Here is a 26,072-nt window from a genome sequence, read left to right as displayed (position 1 = left end):
TTTTTTAAGAAAGTATTAATCAAATTCTGAAGTAAAGAATAATTTCACAGTTGGATATTTACTTTGTGTCATTTGAATTGTAAAGTCAGAATCAGCTAAGAAAACCAATTGACCGTATTTATCATGAGCAAGGAATTTTTGCTTGATACGTTTAAATTCTTTGAATTCATTGTTTTTAGCATCGTCAGGTTTTACCCAGCAAGCTTTATGAACCGGGAAGTTTTCATAAGTACATTTTGCGCCATATTCATGTTCTAATCGGTATTGAATAACCTCATATTGAAGTGCTCCAACAGTTCCGATTACTTTACGGTTGTTCATTTCTAATGTAAACAACTGTGCAACACCTTCATCCATTAATTGATCAATACCTTTGTCCAATTGCTTGGCTTTCATAGGATCAGCATTGTTAATGTATCTAAAATGTTCCGGAGAGAAACTTGGAATTCCTTTGAAACTCATGATTTCACCTTCGGTTAAAGTATCTCCAATTTTGAAGTTTCCTGTATCGTGTAAGCCAACTATGTCACCCGGATACGAAATGTCTACAATTTCTTTTTTCTCTGCGAAAAAGGCATTTGGGCTCGAAAATTTTAGATTTTTCTTTTGACGTACGTGGTAGTAAGGTTTGTTTCTTTCGAAAGTTCCCGAAACAATTTTAATAAATGCTAAACGGTCTCTGTGTTTTGGATCCATATTTGCGTGGATTTTAAACACAAATCCGGTCATTTTTTCTTCAGTAGGATCTACTAAACGAGTTTCAGAATCTTTTGGTCTTGGAGATGGAGCGATCGTAACGAAGCAATCTAACAATTCGCGAACTCCAAAATTATTTAAAGCTGAACCAAAAAATACCGGTTGTAATTTTCCGTCTAAATAATCCTGACGATCAAATTTTGGATAAACTTCATCAATTAATTCTAATTCTTCACGTAATCTATCTGCTGGTTTTTGTCCAATTATTTTTTCTAATTCAGGACTTTGCACGTCAGAGAATGCAATGGTTTCTTCGATGTTTTTACGACTGTCCCCACTGAAAAGATTAATGTTTTGCTCCCACAAATTATAAATTCCCTGAAAGTCATAACCCATACCAATTGGGAAACTCAAAGGTGTAACCGTTAGACCCAATTTTTGTTCTACTTCATCCATTAAGTCAAAAGCATCTTTTCCTTCACGGTCTAATTTGTTGATGAAAACAATCATCGGAATGTTTCTCATTCTACAAACAGCAACTAATTTCTCTGTTTGTTCCTCAACCCCTTTTGCAACATCAATAACAACAATAACGCTGTCAACAGCCGTTAAAGTTCTAAAAGTATCTTCGGCAAAATCCTTGTGTCCCGGAGTATCAAGAATGTTGATTTTTTTATCTTGATAATTAAAAGCAAGTACAGAGGTTGAAACCGAAATACCTCTCTGGCGTTCGATTTCCATGAAATCACTCGTTGCTCCTTTTTTAATTTTATTGTTTTTTACAGCACCCGCTTCCTGAATAGCTCCTCCAAACAACAATAATTTCTCCGTTAAAGTTGTTTTACCGGCATCGGGATGCGATATAATTCCAAATGTTCTTCTGCGTTGTATTTCTTTTAAAAAGCTCATATTTCGTATAAATAGGTTGCAAAAGTACTATTAATTACCGCTTAATAAAAATATTCACTTCTTAATTTGGGAAGTCTTTTTTAGGTAAAGATTCTTTTTTGAAAAAAAATAAGGCTGTTTTGCAACAGCCTTAAATAGTCATTTTAAAATTACTGATTAATTGACCAAATTGAATATCCTTTTGGAGGACATTGTATTTTTACCCATTTGTCTGCCTGAGTTGTTGGATACCAGCTTGATGCTCCTGTAAAATCTTTAATTTGAGCATTTGCCCAATTCGTCTGAATCCATCTTTCTTGCCAAGAGTTAGAATTATTAATGTAAACGACTAATCCCGGGTTTCCGTTGTATCCATTTCTTCTCGCAACATATTCATCATCATCAGCATATAAAATAGAAGTTGTACCTGTAGCTTTATTGTTATGAATCCAGATCAGATTGTTTAATTTGTTTTTATCCAGCCATTCTTCGTAATCTCTGTAGAATATGGTTGGATATCCTTCGTGAGTTAAAATATAAGAATAGGCTAGTAATTTGTTCGAAATTTCATCAGTATCATGATTTGTAACAAAAGTTACCGCTTTGTACGGATTTCTTTTCCACATCATATCGTCGTTTAATAAAGCAAGATTATTTCCGTCGAAAGCGTCGTTCATTTTGTAATAACATGCAAAATCAAAAACAGAACTATTAGCATTATTAGCCCAGTCATTTAATACGTTTACATTCGAATCCCATAATTCACCAACAGAAAAACCGCCTACATTGGCATTCCATGAATTTACAACCCAAGCACCAAATCCTTTTACGTAATCAAATCTCCAGCCATCAAATTTCATGGTATTTTTATAATATTTACCAACTCCGTCAGCTCGTAACCATAACCAATCTTGTACATGAGGATTTGCGTGGCATAAATCCGGGAAACCGCCAAAAGCACCTTCGTCATTATTACCGTAGCTGTTTTTATAAAAATCATTATAATTACGCGTAAATTTTCCTGAAGCAACTCCGCTAAAGTTCGTCCAGGTATTGGTTCCTGTAAACGGATTCGCTTCGGATTGTCCGCCACTATTATGATTAATCACGATATCTGCATATACTTTCATGTTTTCAGCATGAGCATTAGTAATCAAACTTACCAATTCGGTTTTTGAACCAAAACGGGTTTCAACAGAACCATTTTGATTATAATCTCCAAAATCGAAATAATCTGTTGGATCATATCCCATAGAAAAAGCACCGTTTTGAGCCTTAGAAGCAGGCGGAAGCCAAATCGACCCAATTCCGGCATTCGACCAGGCAGTTACTTTGCTGCTCACAGTGTTCCACCAATTTCCTCCGGCAGGAACATCCCAGTAAAAAGCCTGCATCATTACTCCGCCTCCAGGATTATCAACGTATTTTCCCGTTAGAGATGAACTGGAGGTTCCTGTACTAAATGGCTTTCCGTCGTGATGGGTTACATTGATAATTTCAAATTGCTGACTTTGAGCTTTTGAATCTACTTCATTTGTTTCATTTTGCGAGCACGAATAAAAAAATGCTGTCATTGCTGCAAATAAATAAATTTTAAGAATAGGTTTCTTCATAATTAAATTTGGTTAAGGTTTAGATAAATAAAGTTTGTAATTTGATATTTATGACGTTTTAAAAAACAATAATTCGCAATTTTAATAGCTGTAAATTATCAATTACGCATCTAAAGTATATATTTTTTGATTCGATCTTTTTCTATAAGAAAATAGTTATACAACGAAAACGTTGTAGTGTCAATAACTTTTTTTTATTTGACTGTTTACTAATTATTTGAGTTTTCAATAAAATAGTACAGATATTTGTCTTTGATTGGAGTTTCGGAAGTATTTTATGCCTTTATTTTTAGGACTTAATCTCTTAGGTAGAGGTTCCTTTTATTAATTTTAAGTGTGTTCCATATAATTTTTTGTTAATAGTATGGACGATAGTTGTATTATGTAATTGAATTGTTATTTTTGTTCGTTATAAGTTAAAAAGAACTAGATCTTAATTATTTAGTGTTTCCGGTATAATAGTCTGGAAATACATTTTAAAATGATTTTAGTTTAAAACGAAATTCTAAGGCAAGATCTTTACATTCAAATTAAATTTAAAATAATGTTATTAAAAAAATTACAGTTAAAAACAATTGATTACAAGTTAGTGTTGACAATGTGTTTTTTATTTTTTTTCACTTCAATTATCTCGGCTCAGGAAATTATTAAAGATACTGTGATGCAGAAACCAGTCACTGCGCCTTCAGGTCATAAGCAAAAAATTGATGGTATTATTGCCAATGTTGGAGATTATATTATTTTAGATTCGGATATTGATAAAGGATATTTGGAGATTACTGCATCAGGAGGTTCGACAAAAGACATTACAAGATGTCAGATGCTGGGTAAGCTTTTAGAAGATAAATTGTATGCACACCAGGCAATTCAGGATAGTATTGTGGTTAGTGATGCTGAAGTAAGAAGTATGATGGATGACCGATTGAACTATATGATTCAACAAGTTGGAGATATCAATAAGGTTGTTGCTTATTATAAAAAGAATTCAGTAGAGGAGTTTAAGACTTATTTTGCGGATATATTAAAAGAACAAAAATTAGCGTCAGAAATGACTAAAAAAATTGTTGATGCTGTAGAAATTACTCCGGAAGAGGTTCGTAATTTCTTTAAGAAAATACCAAAAGATGAATTGCCAACTTTTGGAGCTGAAATGGAAGTAGCGCAAATTGTCGTAGAGCCTAAGGTTTCTGCAGAAGACGAACAAAAGGTAAAAGACAGATTAAATGCTATTAGAAAAGATGTTTTGGAAGGTTCCAGTTTTGCAACAAAAGCCGTTTTGTATTCACAAGATCCAGGGTCTTCACCAAATGGAGGTTTTTATAAAATGACCCGAAAAACTCCTTTCGTAAAAGAGTTTAAAGATGTAGCTTTTAGTTTGGGAGAAGGAGAAATTTCAGAGCCTTTTAAAACCAATTTTGGATATCATATTATTATGGTAGATAAAATAAAAGGCCAGGAAGTTGAATTGCGCCACATCTTAATTGCACCTACAGTTTCTGAAGATGCTCTAAAAGATGCTAAAGAAAGAATTAACAATATCAGAAATAAGATAATAAACAAAGAAATTACTTTTGCTGAGGCTGCCAGAACAGAATCTGATGAGAAAGAAACGAGAGCGAACGGAGGAACTTTAGTAAATCCTAATACGCAGGATACCCGTTTTGAGTTGACCAAAATGGATCCTACTTTATACAGTCAGGTTTCTAACTTGAAGGATAATGAAATTTCTCAGCCCATTTTAAACACAGACGATAAAGGTAAAAAAACGTATAAGTTAATTACGATTACCAATAGAATTGATGCACATACTGCCGATTACGCTAAAGATTATACTAAAATTAAAGAATTAGCACTAAAAGAAAAACAAATCACAACAATCTCAAAGTGGTTTGATACTAAAATAAAAGATACTTACATTAAAATTATTGGAGAGTACAGAGATTGTAACTTTGTGTACAACTGGTTGAAAAAATAATTTTTATTAAATAAATAAAAAGAGTTAGTTTTATGAATTCATAACGCTAACTCTTTTTAATTTTAAAAACATATCTAAATGTCTGACGTAGCAGCAATTCATAATTTAGTTCAAAAAAGAAATGAACTAAAAACCGAAATAGCAAAAATCATTGTAGGCCAGGATGAAGTTGTAGACCAAATTTTACTTTGTATCTTTTCTGGAGGACACGCATTATTAATAGGTGTTCCGGGATTGGCAAAAACCTTAATGATAAATACTTTGGCGCAAGCTTTAGGTCTAGATTTTAAAAGAATTCAGTTTACACCGGATTTAATGCCTTCGGACATTTTAGGAAGTGAGATTTTAGATGAAAACAGACATTTTAAATTTATAAAAGGACCTATCTTCTCGAATATTATTCTAGCTGATGAGATTAACAGAACGCCACCTAAAACGCAAGCGGCTTTGCTTGAAGCAATGCAGGAACGTTCAGTTACTATCGCGGGACAAAATTATAAACTGGATTTACCTTATTTTGTGTTAGCAACTCAAAACCCAATTGAGCAAGAAGGAACATATCCTTTGCCAGAAGCACAATTAGACCGTTTTATGTTTGCTATTAAACTGGAATATCCAAGTTTTGAAGAAGAAGTTCAGGTCGTAAAACGTACCACATCTGACGTTAAAACGGCTATTAATCCGTTATTTACTGCGCAGGAAATTATCGATTTTCAGCATTTGATTCGTAGAATTCCTGTAGCTGATAATGTGATTGAATATGCAGTAACTTTGGTAAGTAAAACGCGTCCGGATAATGTTCTTTCGAATGATTTTGTAAAGAATTATTTAGATTGGGGAGCAGGACCAAGAGCATCTCAAAATTTAATTTTGGCTGCAAAAGCCCACGCTGCTTTTAGTGGTAAATTCTCACCGGATATTGAAGATGTTAAAGCGGTTGCAACCGGAATTTTACGTCACAGAATTATTAAAAACTACAAAGCTGATGCTGAAGGAATCACAGAAGAGATTATCATTCAGAAGTTGATGTAAGTAAATTATAGAAATCTAAAAAAAGCCTGACACAATTTTGTATCAGGCTTTTTTTAGATCAATTTTGTACTGCTGGTTTCGTTTACTAAACGAACAGATTTATTGTGAAATAGTTTTATTAAAAGGACTTCTGCAAGCGAAGTATATTTTTTATTATCGCATTCGTACCACCAATATGAGTAATACTCAATGTTGTTTTTCTCCATTCGAACAAAACAAATTTCTTCATTATCTTCTCGAATCACTTTTGACTCGATTATTTTATAACCGTTTCCTGTCCAGCAAATCAAAGGATTGTGAGATGGGGTTTTAATATAAATGAGCTTTTTAGGTGTTACCATTTTAAAAACTTCATTATTAATCCAGATTCCCTTTTTGATATTATATGATGGATTTAGGTTTTCGAGTAAATCATGTTTCAATTCTTTTTTGATCTCTAAACTAGTTATCAATACTATTGAAAAAGCGATTAGAATAGTAAACAAACTAAATTTATTAGAGGTTTGATTGGATGTTTCGTCTAAATTAGGTTTAAAAAAACATATTAAAAACAACATGGGTATAATTTGATAGAAAGCAAAACAAAGTAAACCAATGGTATGATGTAAAGTATTTTCTTCGGTACAATTAAATACAATCAAAGTTATGATTCTGAAATAATTCGAAACGATATTCAATAAAATCATTACAAAGCAGAACAAGAAAATTTGTTTTACATTGAAAAATTTATGCTGTTTTCGTTCTTCGAGAGTCAATAAAAAAGCCCCAACAAGTAATCCGGTTTTAAACATTGACAATCCCATGCAAGCAGTGTCAATGGTAATTTTTGCATGATGAATGTAAAAATTGACGCCTTCTATTTTTGTAATCGGAATGAAATTTTTTAAAGTCAAATAAACTCCGTAACAAAGTGTTTGTTTGATTTCTACCGTTAAATAATCAAAGAATGTATTAAAAATCGAAGAGAATAAAAAGATACAGATAAAAGCTATGAACGAGAATTTTTGCGTGAGACTATAATAGAGAAAACAAGCCAATAGGGCCAAAGCCAGAAAATGCAAAGATTTGGTATGCAAACGATAACTTATAAGTTCTAATAGAAAAATCATTCCTAAAAGAGGGTAGTTCATATTAAATGAAGTTTTTCTACCCCCGATAAGAAATAACACGATTGAAAATACAATCCCGAAAAGATTGCTATCAAGACCAGACCATACTACATTGGAGTTTAACGCCAATAAGCAAATGAGAATAAGTATCGCAATCGCGTTTTTATATTGAAATATAAGCTTCATTAATTAGTTTGCTTTTTGTGTTTTCTGTAATAAAAGAAAAGTATTGTCGATCCCAGGATGATTAATAACCATTCGTGTGGTTCAGGAACAGCACCGTCATTATTGATAGAAGCATTTTCTAAAGTATTGACGTTTTTCTCAATTCCGTTATTTTTGTAATCTTTATCGGTTTCAAGAACAATTAAAGAGGATATTGGGGTTACAATATTGGCGTCTTTTGCTAAATCTACATATTGGTTTTGAACCAAAGAATCATTTTGAATTTTTACTTGTTCTTCAAGCACTTTTCCAAAAGCATACATTCTGTAAATATGATCCGGTCCATTGCCTTTTGCTATATTGGTTTGCAAACTTTCTGTAATAGCGATATTAGCGGGTTCGATATTTATGGTATTGGTTTCTGTTTTAAATAAAACGAATTGTTTTGTATGAATGAGATCTAAACTGTTTTTTAGACTGGTCTGAAAGTAATCGACATATTTTTGCTCTTTTATCGTTTGCCAAAACGGATTGATTTCAGACGAGATATTAATTACTTTTAGATTTCTCTGTTTGGTTTCGGTTCTTATTTTTTTTAAATAATCAGAATCTTCAAGTTCTTCGAAGTTAGCAGAGAATGTTCCGGATTTGGTAATGATTAAACTGTTTGGGGAAATTTTATAAAGAGGTAATAAAGAGTATTGTAGATCTTCAAACTCTAATGCAATTGCTCTATAGTTTTCCTTATTGATTTCTTTCTTTTTTCCATTTATAATGACAAATAAGTTTAGTTTATTTAGATCCACAAAAGATTCTATTTGTTTGCTAGTCCAACTATTATTCAGGTCTAATATAATTTCTGAAGGACTAAACGGAATAGTCGCTCTCTGAATGTCTTTAACTTCATAAATTTTGTTTTTCCATGCAAATGAACTTGAGATTTTGGTTAGTGGCAGGTAAGCTTCCCAACTGTCTAATCCTTTTGATTGGTTGATGTAATACTCTTTTTTAAGTTCAAAATCTTTGCTGGTTTCAATTTTAGTGTTTCCAGCAGTTTGAATTCTTGATATCGTTTCGGCGTTCGAAATATTCGGGCCTTTTATAGAAAGACTTTCGTATTTCATTTGATTGTCTGCCACTTTTAATGGTGTTGTAAAACCGCATTTAAACGTTCTTGGAGTTTTAGAGTTAATAGGGAAAACTCTAACGACAACTTTGTTTCCTTCTTTCCATTGCATTAAAGACGGATCGCGGTATTCTACACCAACAATTTGATTGTATGCTGCTTTCGCTTTTTCTTTGGTAGTCAAGACTCCTTTTCTTTCAATACCGTTTACCCATAAGGATAAAGAGGTTGCAACAGAGCCTTCCGGTAGTTGAAAAGAATAAATAGCCTCATGGTTTCTCCATGAACCTTCTGCAGCGGCAATATTCATGGTAATTTCTGTATACGCTAAACGCGATTGAGGGTAAATTTTTACATCTTCCTTAATGCTTTTGGTAAATAAGTCTTCGCCGCTCCACAATTGTTCCTCGGCTTCTAATCGTTTATCAAAGTTTGATTTTAAAATATTGATTCTGTCATCATTACTAATATTAAGATCTGTAGAGAATAGATAAGCAATAGATATCAACGGATTATGGATCTTTTTTTCGTTAAATTGTTTGGTGCCAAAAGAATCAAAACTTCCAAAAGAAAAAATGTCATGAAGCGGAATGTAGACAATATCTTTTTTTAGTAGAATTTCATTAAAAAAGTTAGGCTTTAAATGCTGAGAAATCGAAATATAGCGAGGTAAGTCATCATTTTGGTCAAATGAATTGATTGTAGTTGATTGCTCTATTTTATTGCTTTCAATACGTAATCCAATTGTAAAAAAGGTTAGACTTATTAAAACAACTAAAAAACCGGCACTAAAAGAGAGGGTATAATTTTTATTGCTACTTATATATCGAAGAATTGTTGCAATATGAATAATAATGACCAATGCAGGAACCAAACCATAAAAGCCTAATCCTAAAGCCAGAATTGCCACAAAAGAGATTGGCATAATAGGGATCAGGTATATGGCAAAATACAGGATGATGCTAAGTGATAAACCGTTTATAAAAAAGGCAATAGAAGTATTTCGGCTTTCGTCTGAATTTTGGTAAATAAAAAAATTAGACAAGCAAAAAAATAATGTTGCCAAATAGACCCATATAGGTAAATCATGAAAAACAGGAATAAAGATGTTTAAACAAAAACAACCAATAAGCCAGTTCAGGATTAAGAATGGGGTTAGGTGAACATAAGTTTCTTTCTTTTTTAAAATTAAAAAAGAAAGGCCAACTCCATACAAAAATTCAAAGATAAGGCTGAATAAAGCAATTGATTCAAAATCATGAAATCGGAATTCTTTACAGAGAAGAGCGCCAATTAAAAAAAGGCTGCTGAATAGGGTAACAATTAAACCAATTATCACTCCTGGTTTTTGAGAGTAATTTTCTAAAATATCTAATTTGTGTTTCATAGTTGTATTTATTTAAAAGAACTTTGAATTACAAAGTTATAAAAGAATTTGAATTACAGGTTTTTTATTTTGCTTTTTTTTGAATCGCAGAAAAGGGCAATAACCGGAAGAATGATTTTTATAAAACGAAGAAGAAAAAGAGAGGTTATAATGTAACTACAACGTTATAATTGTTTATTTAGAAAGATTCTTTGTTAAAACAGAGGTAAAATCTGACTTCATTTGTAACAGCAAATTCCGACTTTGTTAAAGAAAAGATTTTAAAATATCAATAATTCATTTTTTTAATGCAAAATTAATATTTTGACAAAAACAACCAGTCAAAATCGTTTTTTAACAATAATAATTTTTGAAAAGCTGACTTCTATTATATTATTTTTAATTATCGGCTTTAATGTTTAAATTTGCGTAAAAAAATAAATCTGCCTTAATTATGAATATTTACAAGGATTATATCCAAGAGATTGAAGAAAGAAAAAATCTGGGACTTCACCCAAAACCAATTGATGGCGCTGAATTATTAAGCGAAATTATTGCACAAATTAAAGATTTAGATAACGAATATAGAGAAGATTCGATTAAGTACTTTATTTATAATACTATACCAGGAACTACAAGTGCTGCTGGTGAAAAAGCTAAGTTTCTAAAAGAGATCATTCTTGGAGAATCTGTAGTAAAAGAAATAACTCCTGCTTTTGCATTTGAGTTATTATCACACATGAAAGGTGGACCTTCAATCGAAGTATTGTTGGATTTAGCTTTGGGTGATGATGCTGCTATTGCTAAAGAAGCAGCAAATGTTCTTAAAACACAAGTTTACCTTTACGAGGCAGACACAGATCGTTTAAAAGAAGCATTTAAAAATGGTAACCCAATTGCTATAGAGATTATTGAAAGTTATGCGCAGGCAGAGTTTTTTACGAAACTTCCGGAAATAGCTGAAGAAATTAAAGTAGTGACTTATATCGCTGGAGAAGGGGATATTTCAACTGACTTACTTTCTCCTGGTAACCAGGCGCACTCACGTTCTGATCGTGAACTTCATGGTAAATGCATGATTACTCCTCAGGCACAAGACGAAATCAAGATGCTGCAAGCGCAACATCCTGATAAAAGTGTAATGTTGATTGCAGAAAAAGGAACAATGGGCGTAGGTTCGTCCAGAATGTCAGGTGTAAACAACGTGGCGCTTTGGAGTGGTAAACAAGCAAGTCCATATATTCCATTCGTTAATATTGCTCCGATTGTTGGAGGTACCAATGGTATTTCTCCAATTTTCCTGACAACAGTTGACGTTACGGGTGGTATTGGCTTAGATCTTAAAAACTGGGTTAAAAAACTGGATGCTGACGGGAACATTATTCGTAATGAAAATAATGAGCCTATTCTGGAGGAAGCGTACTCAGTTGCTACCGGAACTGTACTTACTATCAATACAAAAACTAAGAAACTTTATAACGGAGATCAAGAGCTAATTGATATTTCTAAGGCATTTACTCCTCAGAAAATGGAATTTATAAAAGCTGGAGGATCATATGCAATTGTATTTGGTAAAAAACTTCAGACATTAGCAGCGAAAATTCTGGACATCGAGGCTCCTCTTGTATTTGCCCCGTCTAAGGAGATTTCTATTGAAGGACAAGGTCTTACGGCAGTAGAGAAAATCTTTAACAGAAATGCTGTTGGTATACCTGCCGGTAAAGTTTTACATGCTGGTTCAGATGTTCGTGTAGAAGTTAATATTGTGGGTTCACAAGACACAACTGGTCTTATGACTGCTCAGGAATTGGAGTCTATGGCTGCTACAGTTATTTCTCCAATTGTTGATGGTGCATATCAGTCTGGCTGTCACACAGCTTCAGTATGGGATAAAAAAGCTCAGGCAAATATTCCAAAATTGATGAAATTTATGAACGAGTTCGGTTTAATCACTGCTCGTGACCCAAAAGGGGTTTACCATGCCATGACGGATGTAATTCACAAAGTTCTTAATGATATTACAATAGACGAGTGGGCTATCATTATTGGTGGTGACTCTCATACAAGAATGTCAAAAGGTGTTGCTTTTGGTGCGGATTCAGGAACAGTTGCTCTTGCGCTTGCTACCGGTGAGGCTTCAATGCCAATTCCTGAATCAGTGAAGGTAACATTTAAGGGAGAGATGAAGAGTTATATGGACTTCCGTGATGTGGTTCATGCTACACAAGCTCAGATGCTTAAAAAATTTGGTGGTGAGAACGTATTCCAAGGAAGAATTATTGAGGTTCATCTTGGAACTCTTAATGCTGACCAGGCATTTACATTTACAGACTGGACTGCAGAAATGAAGGCAAAAGCTTCTATCTGTATTTCTGAGGATGACACTTTGATTGAATCACTGGAAATTGCAAAAGGCAGAATCCAGATCATGATTGACAAAGGAATGGATAATCAAAAACAAGTTCTTCAGGGATTGATTAATAAAGCTGATAAAAGAATAACAGAGATTAAGTCTGCAGAGAAACCAGCCTTGACTCCGGATGAGAATGCTAAATATTATGCTGAAGTTGTTATTGATCTTGATCAGATTGTAGAGCCAATGATTGCGGATCCAGATGTAAATAATATTGATGTTTCTAAAAGATATACTCACGATACAATCAGACCTCTTTCTTTTTACGGAGGAGAGAAAAAAGTAGATCTTGGATTTATTGGTTCTTGTATGGTTCATAAAGGAGATATGAAAATCCTTGCCCAGATGCTTAAAAATATAGAAGAGCAACAAGGTAAGGTTGAATTCAAGGCACCTCTTGTAGTAGCGCCACCAACTTATAACATTGTAGATGAGCTTAAAGCTGAAGGTGACTGGGAAGTTTTACAAAAATACTCTGGTTTCGAATTTGACGATAATGCTCCTAAAGGTGCTGCACGTACTGAATACGAGAACATGTTGTATCTGGAGCGTCCGGGATGTAATCTTTGTATGGGTAATCAGGAAAAAGCGGCAAAAGGAGATACTGTAATGGCAACTTCTACACGTCTTTTCCAGGGAAGAGTTGTAGAAGATTCTGAAGGTAAAAAAGGAGAATCATTGCTTTCTTCAACACCTGTAGTAGTTTTGTCTACCATTCTTGGAAGAACTCCTACCCTGGATGAATATACAGCTGCAGTAGACGGTATCAACCTGACTAAGTTTGCACCTTCTAACAAGCAATTAGTGATGTAATTTACGATTAGTTATAATCATTATATATAGAAAGCCTGAGTGATAAACTCAGGCTTTTTCTTTTACAGCTCCTCTATTTTTTGTAACTTGTGATGTTCAAAATAAAAAAAACAAAAACAAGTATACTTATGGCTTTTGATATTGAAATGATTAAAAAAGTGTATGAGAACATGCCAGGTCGTGTTGATAAAGCACGCGAGATTGTTGGTCGTCCACTTACCTTAACTGAGAAAATTTTATACAATCACCTTTGGGATGGAAATCCATCTCAGGCGTTTGGAAGAGGGGTTGATTATGTTGATTTTGCACCGGATCGCGTGGCATGTCAGGATGCAACTGCACAAATGGCATTATTACAATTTATGCACGCAGGAAAATCAAAAGTTGCAGTTCCTACAACAGTTCACTGTGATCACCTGATTCAGGCAAAAGTAGATGCTGTAACTGATTTGGCCAGAGCAAAAACACAAAGTAATGAAGTTTTCGATTTTTTATCGTCAGTTTCTAATAAATACGGAATTGGTTTCTGGAAACCGGGAGCTGGGATTATTCATCAGGTTGTACTTGAAAATTATGCTTTTCCCGGAGGAATGATGATTGGTACCGATTCTCACACTGTAAATGCAGGAGGATTAGGAATGGTAGCTATTGGTGTTGGTGGAGCTGATGCTGTAGACGTTATGTCCGGTATGGCGTGGGAATTGAAATTTCCTAAATTAATTGGAGTAAAACTAACCGGTAAATTATCCGGATGGACTGCTCCTAAAGATGTTATCCTTAAAGTAGCCGGTATCCTTACTGTAAAAGGTGGTACTGGTGCTATCGTTGAATATTTTGGCGAAGGTGCAACTTCTATGTCTTGTACCGGTAAAGGAACTATTTGTAACATGGGTGCTGAAATTGGAGCAACAACTTCAACTTTTGGTTATGATGATTCTATGAGTCGTTATTTACGTTCTACCAACAGAGCTGATGTTGCTGATGCAGCAGATAAAGTAGCTTCTTACCTAACAGGAGATCCGGAAGTTTACGCTAATCCTGAACAATATTTTGATCAGGTTATCGAAATTAACTTAACAGAATTAGAGCCACACTTAAATGGTCCTTTTACACCGGATTTAGCGACTCCAATTTCTAAAATGAAAGAAGCAGCAATCAAAAACAACTGGCCTTTACAAATTCAGGTGGGTTTAATTGGTTCTTGTACCAACTCCTCTTACGAAGATATCGCTCGTGCAGCTTCCCTGGCGAGACAAGTAAGTGCTAAAAACTTAAAAACTAAATCCCAATTTACAATTACTCCCGGTTCTGAAGTAGTTCGTTATACAATCGAACGTGATGGTTTTATCGATACGTTCGAAAAAATTGGTGCTACTGTTTTTGCTAATGCGTGCGGACCATGCATTGGTATGTGGGACAGAGATGGAGCAGAGAAAGAAGAAAGAAATACTATTGTTCACTCTTTCAATCGTAACTTCTCAAAACGTGCAGATGGTAATCCAAACACTTTAGCTTTCGTAGGTTCGCCGGAATTGGTTACCGCTATGGCTATTGCAGGGGATTTAGGTTTCAACCCATTAACAGATACTTTAATCAATGAAGATGGAGAAGAAGTAAGACTTGATGCTCCAACAGGAGACGAATTGCCACCAAAAGGATTTGATGCTAAAGATCCTGGTTTTCAGGCTCCGGCTGCAGATGGTTCGGGAGTTCAGGTTGCTGTAAGTCCAACATCTGAGCGTTTGCAGTTATTAGCTCCGTTTGAAGCTTGGGATGGTAAAAACATTACTGGTGCTAAATTATTAATCAAAGCCTTTGGAAAATGTACTACAGATCATATTTCTATGGCCGGACCATGGTTACGTTTCCGTGGACACTTAGATAATATCTCTAATAATATGTTGATTGGTGCCGTAAATGCATTCAACCAAAAAACAAACTCTGTAAAAAATCAACTTACAGGTACTTACGATGCAGTCCCTGCTGTAGCTCGTGCTTATAAAGCAGCTGGTATTCCATCTGTTGTTGTGGGAGATCACAATTACGGCGAAGGTTCATCTCGTGAGCATGCGGCTATGGAGCCACGTTTCTTAGGCGTTAAAGCGGTATTGGTAAAATCTTTTGCCCGTATTCACGAAACAAACCTTAAAAAACAAGGACTTTTAGGATTGACATTCGCAAACGAAGCGGATTACGATAAGATTCAAGAGGATGATACTATTAATTTTACTGATTTAACGGAGTTCGCTCCGGGAAAACCATTAACATTAGAGTTCGTTCACGTTAATGGTACAAAAGATGTTATCCTTGCAAACCATACGTACAACGCTGGTCAAATTGGCTGGTTCGTTGCCGGTTCAGCATTAAACCTAATTGCTGCCGGAAAAGCTTAATCATTTAAGATTCTAATATATAGTAAAAAACGCTCTGTTTAAACAGGGCGTTTTTTTATTTGTAGCTATTTCTCCCGATAGCTATCGGGACCGCCATAAAAGGATGCCGCTCCCATGTGGGCTAAGGCAATCGTTTTTATCACAAGTTTTTGTCTCTTAATGTTTTTTTTTATACTAACCTTCCTATATAATCCATCTTCAAAAGAATAATGATTATAAAAAAAGAATCTACCCGTTATTTTTGGTTGTGTGTACTTCTTGTGATAAAGTTTTAGTTCTGGTAGGTTTTGTAATTTCGAATTCGTTTAAATCAATACTATATACTTTTGAAGAAGGTAATTTAGAAAAGCTATTGTCAATACGTCCTCCTAAAATATATAGTTTATTATCGTAATAATGCATTGCTGAATATTTCAGAGGTAATCCAATCTCATATTCTTTCAATTGTTTTGTTTTTAGATCATATACGCACATTTTTTGATCCTCAAAAAAATAAATAATATTGTCGTGATGAGTTATGGCAGGTCTTTCTAATGCAGAGAATAATTCTCCTTCAGTTTGCCATTTTTCTGTTGCTAAATCAAAAGATTCTATTTGTGATATTGGTTTTCCATTGTTGCCACCAATAAGATAAATTTTATCATCAACCAAAATTCCTGAGGCTTCTTTTGCTATTGGCATGTGGGCAAGTTCATACCAATAACCTGAAGAAATGTTGTATAAATGCGCTTTATCCGTAAAATCCTTTACACCGCTTTCGGTCGATTTTATGGAGCCTCCCATTACAATAATATTATCTTTATAAGTAAAGGATGCAAAATCAGCAGCCTGATGCGGATTTGTATGATCTGTTTTAATTGCTTGCTTTTCCAGGTCTATAACTTCAATTTGATCCTGCAGGTATTCCCAACTGCTTATTTTATTTACAAACATTTTTTTTCCGCCTATGATATAAATCAAATTGTTATAAAAATGAATGTTGTGATAAGCTCTGTTTTGAAGTTTTAATTTCGGAATCTCCCATGTATCAGTTTTGATATCATATATACAAAGATCTTGTTTATAATGTCGTTTTGCCGAAGTATATTGTGGTTCATTTAAAAATTTTACCATATCCATATCGGCTTTTTCTGATCGCGCTTTTTCGAGATGGCTGATTTCAGGATAAGCATCTCCGCCACTAACATAAATTTTGTCATCTTGTAAAGAAGAGCCAAATGAAAATATAAGATGTTTTAAAGAAGTCAATTTAGTAAACGAAAGTTTAGATTGTAGTTTTTGATCAGCAGGAATAATTACGTCTGACAGATTTTCAATATTTTCTTCAAGCATAACTATAAAGTTTTGCTTTATGAGATAGCTTAAAGAAATTCTTGTAGTAGTGTAACCAATATGAGAAAACTCTAAGATTTCATCGCTATTATATTTTGCAAGAAGTTTTAAGGAAAACGAACCATTTTCATCTGATATCGTTCCAACTTTGCTTGATAACGCAAAGATATTGGTGTTTTCTAGTGGAAGATTAGTAGTTGTAGAAACTATCGTTCCGTTTATAGTTTGAGCAAGGGATAATATAGGAAAAAGAATAAAAATTAAAAGTAGTTTTTTTACACTGTTTTCGTATTAAGGTTAGTTTTAGTAAAGAAAGTCAATTGTTTTTCTAAAAATATTCCCACAATTTTTATGCCGAGACTATGGTCTGAAAGAAAATTAGTTTAAAATTTTGCTACATTATTATAAGAAAAATATAGCATGTGTAGAAAAGAAAGCACTTCGGGCCAAATAATTTTTTTTATATTATTTTCCCATTTCAACTGACTTTTACTAAAAAGAAGTCATTATTTATAAAAGACCTTATTTCAAAGAGTTGGACCAATTTTTATCCCAAGAGGGTAAATTCAAGGTAAATTTGTTGTTAAAAAACGTGTATCTTTTACATTAAAAGGGTAAATTCGCTTTTTACATAATATATTTACATTTTTCTAGTTTATATTATTCAGGCGAAAAGTTATATTATTTAAACTTAAAGAAGTATTCATTAAACTTTAATAGGTATGGTTTTTAGATTAATTATAGTGTTGTTTTTTTTCAGTGTTGGAGCATTTTCTCAGGAAAAGTTTATCAGGCACAAAATATCAAAAGGAGAAAATCTATCTGTAATTGCTAAAAAATATGGTTTAAAAACTAAAGATATTGAAGAAGCAAATCCCGACGCTCCTAAAATTTTAAAATTAAATTCGGTTCTCTTAATTCCGAACACCAATAAAAAGGTGACAGCAAAAAAAACTGAAAGTGTTGCCAATATAACTTCCGCAACGACTTCAAATTCTGGTCAGCACGAAGTACAGGAAAAAGAAAATCTTTGGGTAATTTCAAAAAAATACAATGTTTCTGTTGATGATTTAAAAAAAGCAAATCCATCACTCGAAAGCGAAGATCTGAAAATAGGACAGAAGCTTAATATTCCGTCTAATGCTATGGCAGCGACTGAAAAGAATACAAAGAAAAATCAGAAGACAGAAAAGCCGGAAATTATTTCTTCAACAGATGTAGAAGTTGTTGTTGAGGTGAAACCAAAAGAAACAAAATATCTTATTGCCAAAAAATATGGAATAACCGTTGCAGAATTAGAGAGGCAAAATCCATTTATTAAAGGAAAATTACCAGTAGGTTATCTTCTAAAAATTAGAACTTCAAAAGAAAAAGCAAATCAGGAAATAACGGATGCTACTATTGCATCGCAAACTCAGGTTACTGATAAAGCTGTCGCAACTTCAGAAAATGGCGCTAAAACCGATGAACTAAAACCTGAAATTGTACCTGCACAAAATGTAGAAGTAGTGGTTGAGGTACAGCCAAAAGAAACAAAATATGCCATTGCAAAGAAATACGGAATAACTGTTGCAGAATTAGAGCGACAAAATCCATTTATCAAAGGGAAGTTGCCTGTGGGTTATATGTTGAAAATCAATACATCAAAAGATAAGGCAGATGCAGCACAAGCAATAAATTCAGTTCCTGAATTAGAAAGTAATAGTTCATCTTCCTCTCAGGTTGCTGATAATACAGAAATTAAAAGAGATACAACTTCAGTTTTTCACGTCAGCAATCATTCCGAATTAGTCAATCAATTGATTGATAATGCAACCGAAAATATTGGAACCCGCTATCGATCGGGCGGAACCACAAAGGCAGGTTTTGATTGTTCAGGATTAATGATTTGTACTTTTAATAATTTCGACATTAAATTGCCAAGAAGTTCTATAGAGCAGTCGCGGGTTGGTGTCAAAGTTGGTACAGAGGAAGCTCAAAAAGGAGATTTGATTTTCTTTAAAACAAATGGAAGACGTCATATCAACCATGTTGGAATGGTCGTTGAAGTGGTTGACGGAGAAATTAAATTTGTTCACTCTTCTACTCATGGAGGTGTTATGATTTCTTCTACAAAAGAGCCTTACTACCAAAGAAGTTTTTCACAGGTAAATCGTGTCTTGCAATAGTTTTAGCTCTTTAAGCTAAGTCTGTTTTTAAATTCTTCAACCGGAAAAGGTTTGCTTAAAAAACCGGTTACGCAATTGTTTCCTTTTATTCTCAGGATTTCATCAGGATCTAAAGTTGACGAAAGAACGTAAATCTGAGTTTGTTTTTTAATTTCTTTATTGAGTTTATCAAATTCATCTAGAAATTCAAATCCATTCATTACTGGCATCTGAATATCCAGTAAAATGATTAAGCATTGTTGTTTTTTATTTTCATGAATCCATTGAATTCCCTCTCTGCCATTATTGGCAATTGAAATTTGATCAATATTAAGTGCTTTCTTAAATGATTGTTTTATAATAAGCTGATCAATCAAGTTATCTTCAATTAATAAGAAGGTTGTGTTAGATTCCATGTGAGTTTGGGATTGTTACAATGAACTTACTTCCAATAGTACTTTCTGAGAATACAGCAATATTTCCTTTGATGTTCTCCACAGCTTCTTTTACGATATAAAGTCCTAATCCTGAGCCTTTGTTCTTATTGGTTCCAAAGTACATTTCAAAAATAGAATCTTTGAATTCATCGTTAATTCCAATTCCGTTATCAGCAACTTCAATTTTATTACATCCATCAGAAAAATAGGTTTTTATAGAAATAAACATTTCAAGCTTGCTATTATCAGCATATTTTATGGCATTAGAAATTAAATTGCTAATGATAATCTTTAAACGTAAACCGTCGCTCTGAATTTGATCAACAAGTATTTCTTGTGTAAAAGTTATTCTGTTTGCATTTTCGATATGCATTAATTGAGAAATAGCTTCTTCAAATAATTCCCGTAGACTAACCGGTTCAATGATGACTTGTTTGCGCTTGTTTTTAGAATAATCAATAATGTCATTAATAAATTGATCTTGTTTGGCAAGGCTTTGATGCATTAAACGCAAGTAATCTTTAATTTGGTCAATATCATCTTCCAGTTGTGTAATTTCAATTAAGCCTTTTAATGAAGTTATAGGTGATCTTAAATCATGGGATGCGCTATAAACGAAGCGATCTAATTCACGGTTCACTACTAGTAAATCTTCATTTTTGATTTCAATTTCTTTTTTAGAAGCCAAAAGTCTTTTTACCATTATAGAGTAGTAAGTGCAAACACTTAAGATAATAATTAAGATAAAAACAATATTAGTGATGATCAAAAGGCTCTTGATCTTTCTTGTTCCTTCTCCCAAAGTATTGGAGAAGTTGCGTTCATTGATAGTGAGTTTATCGCTGATGTTACTAATTTGAGAAAGAAATTTTTGCTGATCAGTTGCTGTCAATGCATCGTATTTGATTTTAGCATCAATTTGTGTTCCGATAACAAAAAGTTCATGGATTAAATTATCGCCTTCTTCCCATTCGTGAATGGCTTTTGCCAAAAAGGATATATTTTTAAAATTTACAAATAACCAAACAAGATCGTCTAAGTCATCTTTATGGTTACGACCGATTGTAAAACCTTGTCTTGCAACTTTATTATCTCCAACCGCTAAAAGTGTTTTTCGGGCGATACCATCACCTTGCGGAACTTTTAGTTCTTCGGTATATAGTTTCCATTGATTTGGTTCTTTAGTGTACAAATAAGTAATAAGATGGCGGGAAGCGTCTTTTTGACCTTTAGAATAGTGGGATTCACCATTAACATAAGCTCTGTTGGCCGATAGTATTTTAATAGTGAAAAAATTGATGCAAATTAGTAAGGCACAAGAGATAAAGACAATTATTAAAAGGATAAAAACATTAGGAAGACGAAAATTTTTTAAAAACTGACTTTTAGACATAATTTTCGGGTTTGTAGGTTAATGATTTGATTTTCTGTCTTATAAAAGTCTTTTCTGTTTAGTTTTTCTGTATAAATAATCGTTGAGGTTTAATTATTTTACAAATAAAAAAACTAAACAATTGTTAATGAAATACAGTAGTGCTTATCACTATAATCCCTTCTCTCAAATTTAATAAAAAAAGAATCCCGTTTTACAAATGATCTATTTTTTCTTGTTAAATTTTATGTTTATTAGAATGTAACTGTTTAAAAGTCTTATTTACAAGTTTTAAAATGTTATTTATTTCCTTTTAAGACGATATAACTAATTTTATCATGGGCATTGATTTGCAGTATTTAAAGCTTTGTAAATTAATTCTGGAGAGGCGAGATTTCTTTAGTTTTGTTTTTTTGTTTAATAAAAAAAGCGGTAATGTTTAAGTTTGCCGCCTTTGAAATTTATTGTTTTTTACATAGAAAATTTTGAGTTATAAATGAATGTATTATTCTAGTTCATGCCAGAAATGTCCACAACCATTTTTACATTCTGTATTTCGTCTTTCGGTGTCTGTTACTTTAAAAATCCAGAGTAATGAAGTTAAGATTTTTTTATTTTCGTTTTCAGGAAGTTCTGCTAGTTTATAAAAAGCAATTCTTGTAGGGAATCTTTTTAGAAGTACAATTGGAGTATAGGTAGGCCTTAAAGGAATTGTATTTATGGCGTTTTGATACGTTTGAGTATTGTAATGTGTTTTCTCGGGAATAGCGTTGAATATGTAATTTATTAAAGCTGTAAAAATACTTTTAAAATTATATTCAGGATTTTCTAATAAAAGTTGTATGCCAGGATCAAAGTCTATTTTGTCCTGTGCAATCTTGTTGATTATTGCTTCTTGTTGTGACATTATGCACATAAAAAAACTTTGATTTTGCGTAAATTGATGTCTTACACTACTGACCTTTTATTATTGCTAAAATATAAAATATATCTTTGGGTTGTTTGAAAATTACGATTCTTATTGCCCCTTTTTATACTCTTGAATATCCTTTGAGCCTTCACTAAAAGTTTGAATTATAAAAACTTTATTGTTTTTTTCGATAAAACTAATTTTTTCATCATATTGAGAATCTCTCCATCTTCCATCTATATTTGACCAAAGAATTTTAGTGCTATCAAATTTTATTTTATAATCGAATCTCTTTTTATCTGATTTTCTAATATAGGACACATAGTATAAATTTCCTTTTTTGATTGCTGTAATTATTTTAGGTTGTTGCCCCATAATAGATGCCATAGTATACCTGGCAATATCTTCATAAGTAAAAGTCTTTAAGGTAGTTTCTTCGATTTTATTTACTTTTTGAACTTGATCTCCAATAATGATTTCTTTTTCTTCATTTTGTTTGCAACTAAGAATAAGAATTAAAAGTGGAATAATTAATTTCATGTTTTTTGATTTAGTTAATTAAATAGTAGTGTTTTTTAGTTTATCTTCTTCTTGGAGCACTTCGCGCGTGTGGAGCAACATAAGTCCCGTTTTTTCTTGTATAACCTTTTACCTGAACTGTTCCTCCTGAAGAAGTTTTTGTTGAGGATTTGGTATAACTATCTTTAGAAGAATTGTTGCTGTTTGAATGACTGGAAAAGATTGCATTACTATATTTAGGATTTATGACCCAACCTTTGAAATTTCTCCATTTTACTTTTCTTTCTTTTTTATCACTTCTATTAATGTATGCACCAAATCCTTTAGGAATTGTAGTAACTGATTCTTTTCCATTTTTAGAATTAAAAATTGTAGTGTCTTCATCGATATTTACAAAGTAATAATTCGTAGAACAAGAATTAAGAATAAGTAATAAAAGGATAAATAAGAATCTTTTCATGGTTATATGATTTAAAATGAAGATAAGTTAAGCAATAAATGTAAACACATCAAAAAGTATTATTTTATGGAAATCCGTAAACAGAGATTATTATCTAAAATTTCTAATGAAAAACAAGACTTGCGTGAGGGATAGAGGCGGTATCCTTTTGCGAGCGAAGCAATGTAAAAGATATAGCCGAAAGCCCGACCCGAAGGGACACGCCCTTATTATTTCCAGATTTTAAAAATGGAATTTTAGTTTATAAAATTGGCTTTGACTTAGCTCATCCTGAACACTATAAATAAGAATTGGAATTTGAAGTTTCACGATTGGAATTTGAGAAAAAAGTATATCTTTAACCAACCCAAAAACAAAAAACCATGCAGGAAAACGACCAGGAACATTTTAAAAGAGAACTAGGATTATTAGACGGAACCATGCTTGTGGTAGGGTCTATGATAGGATCCGGGATATTTATCGTGAGTGCCGATATCGCCAGACAAGTGGGTTCAGCCGGATGGCTAACCTTAATTTGGCTTATCTCCGGATTGATTACAATAATTGCCGCTGTGAGTTATGGTGAGCTGAGTGCGATGTTCCCAAAAGCAGGGGGGCAATATGTTTACCTTAAAGAAGCTTACAACAAACTGATTGCCTTTTTGTATGGCTGGAGCTTTTTTGCTGTAATCCAGACCGGAACAATTGCTGCCGTTGGTGTAGCTTTCTCTAAGTTTGCAGCTTATTTGTATGAGCCTTTAAGTGACGAAAATATATTATATGAGTTAGGCTCTTTTAAACTCAATGCAGCGCAGATTGTTTCGATTTTTACGATTGTTTTGCTGACATTCATTAACAGCCGTGGTGTCAAAAACGGAAAAATTTTACAAACGGTTCTTACGATCATTAAAATCTTATCCTTACTGGGGTTAATCATTTTCGGATTAACACTGGCTGCAAAAGCGTCTGTTTGGGATGCTAACTGGGCAGATGCCTGGACGACACGTTCTTTTAATAAAGATACGGGATCGTGGTTGCCTATCAGCGGAACGGCTTTGATTTCCGGAATCTCAGCTGCAATGGTGGGATCTTTATTCTCTAGTGATGCGTGGAACGGTGTGACGTTTATTGCAGGAGAAATTAAAAACCCAAAACGTAATGTGGGTTTTAGTTTGTTTCTGGGAACTTTTATAGTAACTATTATTTATGTACTGACCAATTTGATGTATTTGGCAGTAATTCCGCTAGACGAAATTGCTACGGCAAAATCTGATAGAGTAGCAGTGGTAGCTTCTCAATATATTTTTGGTAATATAGGAACGTTGATTATCGCTATCATGATTATGATCTCTACTTTTGCCTGCAACAACGGATTAATCATGGCAGGCGCAAGAGTGTATTATACAATGGCAAAAGATGGTTTATTCTTTAAAAAAGCAGCTGTTTTAAATGAGTTTAGTGTTCCGTCATGGGCTTTATGGGCGCAATGTATTTGGGCTTCGGCTTTGTGTCTGACAGGAAAATATGGTGATTTATTAGATTTCGTAATCATCATTGTTTTGATTTTTTACATCTTAACGATCTACGGAATTTTTATTTTACGCAAAAAAATGCCGGATGTAGAAAGACCTTATAAAGCTTTTGGATATCCTTTTTTGCCTTTGTTATATATCGTAATTGCAAGTGCAATTTGTATTTCGTTGTTAATTACAAAATTTTCGACCTGCGGTTGGGGAGTTTTGATCATGTTAACGGGAATTCCGGTATATTACTTAACAAAACCAAAAGAGTAATGGAAAGTTACAAAGGTTCAGAGGAACAAAGGTTCAAAGTTATATTGCCCACGGGTTTTACGGATGAAACGGGTTTACACTGATTTTTTATTACTCAAATAGAATACAAAAAATGCCTTGCTAAAACAAGGCATTTTTTTATATCTAAAAAGAAGTTACAAAGTTTAAAAAAAAGGAAACCCGTTTCATCCGCCAAATCCGTGGGCTAAAAAAAACACTACAATTTGCAAAAGCAAAAAATGTAGTGTCTTTAAATGTAAATGATCTAATGGAGGATTAATGGGATCTACACCATTTCAGTCTCAAGAGAAGATTTTATAGATGAATTAATAATAGACAAAGTAAGCGGATCTAATTCTCCGGAGAAAAAAGCTTCTAATACTTCCTGAAAGATTGGATTAGTATTTTCTACTAAAGAAAATAATGTCATAGAAGAACGTAATTTTCGTGCATCCAGATCTCCTAAAATTCCATCTGCTGATTTTCTTTTAAATGTCAAAAATAGCTCTGAAATTTCGACAAGATGTTTTCCTAAAATGGGATGTTCCAGGAATTCGGTTGCTTCTTTTAGATCGTTAATGGCATAATAATTTGCAGTATCACTCTTACCCAATCCTTTAATCTGAGGAAAAATGAACCACATCCAGTGAGTCTCTTTTTTTCCTTTTTTGATTTCAGAAAGAGCAGTAAGATAAAGTTTGTTTTGCGCATCTAAAAAACGCAATAAATCATTGTTTGAGTAAGCCATTGTGGTAATATATAGGTAAAAAAAGGTTGCAAAAGTAGTAAAAAAGATAGGTTCTGCCTAATAAAAGGTTCATGTACTGAGTATTTTAACTTTTAGAGGAGGAATTTTCCTCGTCGTTTTGTCATGAAAAAAAACTCATTTTGAGTGGTTTATAATCATTCACTTCGATTGGTCCTTCTAAAGGTTAAATTGATTCTTGGCAATACATTTTTGGCTGTTTTAGGTACATGGTGTTGCCAAAAACTATTAGTTGTTCCTGCCATTAATAAAAAGGATCCGTGATGCAAAGGAATCTCTATTTGCGGAATTTCTTTTCTAAATTTATGACGGAGTTTAAACATTCTGGTTTCGCCAAAAGTCACCGAAGCAATGATCGGGTTCGGTCCTGTATTGTGTTCTTTGTCGCTGTGCCAGCCAACACCATCATTTCCGTCTCGGTATAAATTTAGGAGAAGACTATTAAAATCAAGCTGTGTTTCTTTTTCGACTCTGCCTCTGATAGTCAATAATTCATAAGTCCAGTCAGGTCCGTTCTGATCTGCGCCGGGATTATCCTTGTCTTCATACCAGGAAATCATTCGGGGAACAGTATAGGTTTTATCATAAATTTCCATTTCATATTCTCTCCATTTGGTCTTGTGGAGTATTCTTTCGTAAAAGCGATCAGATTCTTCTTTGGTGAAGAAATTATCGATCAAAATAAGTTCTGCATCAGGCAGGTCAAATACTTTTTTTCCTGCTAAACCTGTGGCAAATAATTCGGTATCGCTAAATAGTGTCATGGTT

The 26,072-nt window shown here is 33.3% G+C and carries 18 protein-coding genes; 6 read left to right on the top strand and 12 right to left on the bottom strand.

The annotated features are described in order from the left end of the window. Positions 1 to 15: 15 nt before the first annotated feature. Positions 16 to 1,605, bottom strand: coding sequence for a peptide chain release factor 3 (locus ACQY44_RS20005; protein ID WP_428232052.1), 1,590 nt, complete (start codon positions 1,603 to 1,605; stop codon positions 16 to 18). Between the two features lie 149 nt (positions 1,606 to 1,754). Then, entirely contained in the window at positions 1,755 to 3,197 is a 1,443-nt protein-coding gene (locus tag ACQY44_RS20000; RefSeq protein WP_428232051.1) for an alpha-amylase, read from the bottom strand. A 544-nt stretch (positions 3,198 to 3,741) separates the two neighbouring features. Here ACQY44_RS20000 and ACQY44_RS19995 point away from each other — a divergent pair. Both ACQY44_RS19995 and ACQY44_RS19990 read left to right on the top strand, forming a co-directional pair. After that, positions 3,742 to 5,172: a foldase protein PrsA gene (locus ACQY44_RS19995; protein ID WP_428232050.1), complete on the top strand. Its 1,431-nt coding sequence runs from the start codon at positions 3,742 to 3,744 to the stop codon at positions 5,170 to 5,172. A gap of 78 nt (positions 5,173 to 5,250) precedes the next feature. After that, on the top strand, positions 5,251 to 6,204 hold the full coding sequence (locus ACQY44_RS19990) for an AAA family ATPase (protein ID WP_428232049.1): 954 nt from the start codon (positions 5,251 to 5,253) through the stop codon (positions 6,202 to 6,204). Positions 6,205 to 6,257: 53 nt separating this feature from the next. On the opposite strand, the gene xrtN is transcribed toward ACQY44_RS19990, so the two are convergent. Together xrtN and ACQY44_RS19980 are read right to left on the bottom strand one after the other, a co-directional pair. Further along, complete coding sequence (xrtN, locus tag ACQY44_RS19985; protein WP_428232048.1) at positions 6,258 to 7,499, bottom strand: exosortase N; 1,242 nt, start codon at positions 7,497 to 7,499, stop codon at positions 6,258 to 6,260. Next, positions 7,499 to 9,991 (bottom strand): XrtN system VIT domain-containing protein, encoded by a 2,493-nt coding sequence (locus ACQY44_RS19980; RefSeq protein ID WP_428232047.1) that lies wholly within the window; start codon positions 9,989 to 9,991, stop codon positions 7,499 to 7,501. Before ACQY44_RS19980 ends, xrtN begins: the two co-directional genes overlap by 1 nt. Before the next feature lie 433 nt (positions 9,992 to 10,424). On the opposite strand from ACQY44_RS19980, the gene ACQY44_RS19975 reads away from it, so the two are divergent. Beyond that, the gene (locus tag ACQY44_RS19975) at positions 10,425 to 13,196 is read left to right on the top strand and encodes a bifunctional aconitate hydratase 2/2-methylisocitrate dehydratase (RefSeq protein WP_428232046.1); all 2,772 of its coding nucleotides are present in this window, start codon (positions 10,425 to 10,427) and stop codon (positions 13,194 to 13,196) included. 128 nt (positions 13,197 to 13,324) lie between these two features. Beyond that, the gene (locus ACQY44_RS19970) at positions 13,325 to 15,589 is read left to right on the top strand and encodes an aconitate hydratase (protein WP_428232045.1); all 2,265 of its coding nucleotides are present in this window, start codon (positions 13,325 to 13,327) and stop codon (positions 15,587 to 15,589) included. Between the two features lie 228 nt (positions 15,590 to 15,817). Here ACQY44_RS19970 and ACQY44_RS19965 read toward each other — a convergent pair whose 3' ends face one another. Further along, positions 15,818 to 17,131 (bottom strand): Kelch repeat-containing protein, encoded by a 1,314-nt coding sequence (locus tag ACQY44_RS19965; protein ID WP_428232151.1) that lies wholly within the window; start codon positions 17,129 to 17,131, stop codon positions 15,818 to 15,820. 512 nt (positions 17,132 to 17,643) lie between these two features. Between ACQY44_RS19965 and ACQY44_RS19960 the strand changes: the two genes are divergently transcribed. Continuing rightward, positions 17,644 to 19,089: a LysM peptidoglycan-binding domain-containing protein gene (locus ACQY44_RS19960; RefSeq protein WP_428232043.1), complete on the top strand. Its 1,446-nt coding sequence runs from the start codon at positions 17,644 to 17,646 to the stop codon at positions 19,087 to 19,089. A 2-nt stretch (positions 19,090 to 19,091) separates the two neighbouring features. On the opposite strand, the gene ACQY44_RS19955 is transcribed toward ACQY44_RS19960, so the two are convergent. The 5 genes from ACQY44_RS19955 to ACQY44_RS19935 all read right to left on the bottom strand — a co-directional run bounded on the left by ACQY44_RS19955 (position 19,092) and on the right by ACQY44_RS19935 (position 22,766). Then, positions 19,092 to 19,484 (bottom strand): response regulator, encoded by a 393-nt coding sequence (locus ACQY44_RS19955; protein ID WP_428232042.1) that lies wholly within the window; start codon positions 19,482 to 19,484, stop codon positions 19,092 to 19,094. Then, entirely contained in the window at positions 19,474 to 20,898 is a 1,425-nt protein-coding gene (locus ACQY44_RS19950; RefSeq protein WP_428232041.1) for a sensor histidine kinase, read from the bottom strand. Before ACQY44_RS19950 ends, ACQY44_RS19955 begins: the two co-directional genes overlap by 11 nt. A 484-nt stretch (positions 20,899 to 21,382) precedes the next feature. Beyond that, entirely contained in the window at positions 21,383 to 21,784 is a 402-nt protein-coding gene (locus ACQY44_RS19945) for a DUF5958 family protein (RefSeq protein WP_428232040.1), read from the bottom strand. 111 nt (positions 21,785 to 21,895) lie between these two features. Then, positions 21,896 to 22,327 carry a hypothetical protein gene (locus tag ACQY44_RS19940; RefSeq protein ID WP_428232039.1) on the bottom strand — a complete coding sequence of 144 codons (432 nt, stop codon included), beginning with the start codon at positions 22,325 to 22,327 and terminating at the stop codon, positions 21,896 to 21,898. Between the two features lie 40 nt (positions 22,328 to 22,367). After that, a complete protein-coding gene (locus tag ACQY44_RS19935; RefSeq protein ID WP_428232038.1) occupies positions 22,368 to 22,766 on the bottom strand; it encodes a hypothetical protein in 399 nt (132 codons plus the stop codon). Positions 22,767 to 23,128: 362 nt separating this feature from the next. On the opposite strand from ACQY44_RS19935, the gene ACQY44_RS19930 reads away from it, so the two are divergent. Beyond that, a complete protein-coding gene (locus ACQY44_RS19930) occupies positions 23,129 to 24,538 on the top strand; it encodes an APC family permease (RefSeq protein WP_428232037.1) in 1,410 nt (469 codons plus the stop codon). A gap of 286 nt (positions 24,539 to 24,824) precedes the next feature. On the opposite strand, the gene ACQY44_RS19925 is transcribed toward ACQY44_RS19930, so the two are convergent. Both ACQY44_RS19925 and ACQY44_RS19920 read right to left on the bottom strand, forming a co-directional pair. After that, complete coding sequence (locus ACQY44_RS19925; RefSeq protein ID WP_428232036.1) at positions 24,825 to 25,286, bottom strand: DUF1810 domain-containing protein; 462 nt, start codon at positions 25,284 to 25,286, stop codon at positions 24,825 to 24,827. A gap of 155 nt (positions 25,287 to 25,441) precedes the next feature. Then, a complete protein-coding gene (locus ACQY44_RS19920; RefSeq protein WP_428232035.1) occupies positions 25,442 to 26,068 on the bottom strand; it encodes an alpha-ketoglutarate-dependent dioxygenase AlkB family protein in 627 nt (208 codons plus the stop codon). Positions 26,069 to 26,072: the final 4 nt, after the last annotated feature.

It is taken from the genome of Flavobacterium sp. (assembly GCF_965277525.1).
Classification (GTDB): domain Bacteria; phylum Bacteroidota; class Bacteroidia; order Flavobacteriales; family Flavobacteriaceae; genus Flavobacterium.
The sequence above is the reverse complement of the archived record's forward strand: the minus strand, read 5'-3'. Positions and strand labels throughout refer to the sequence as shown.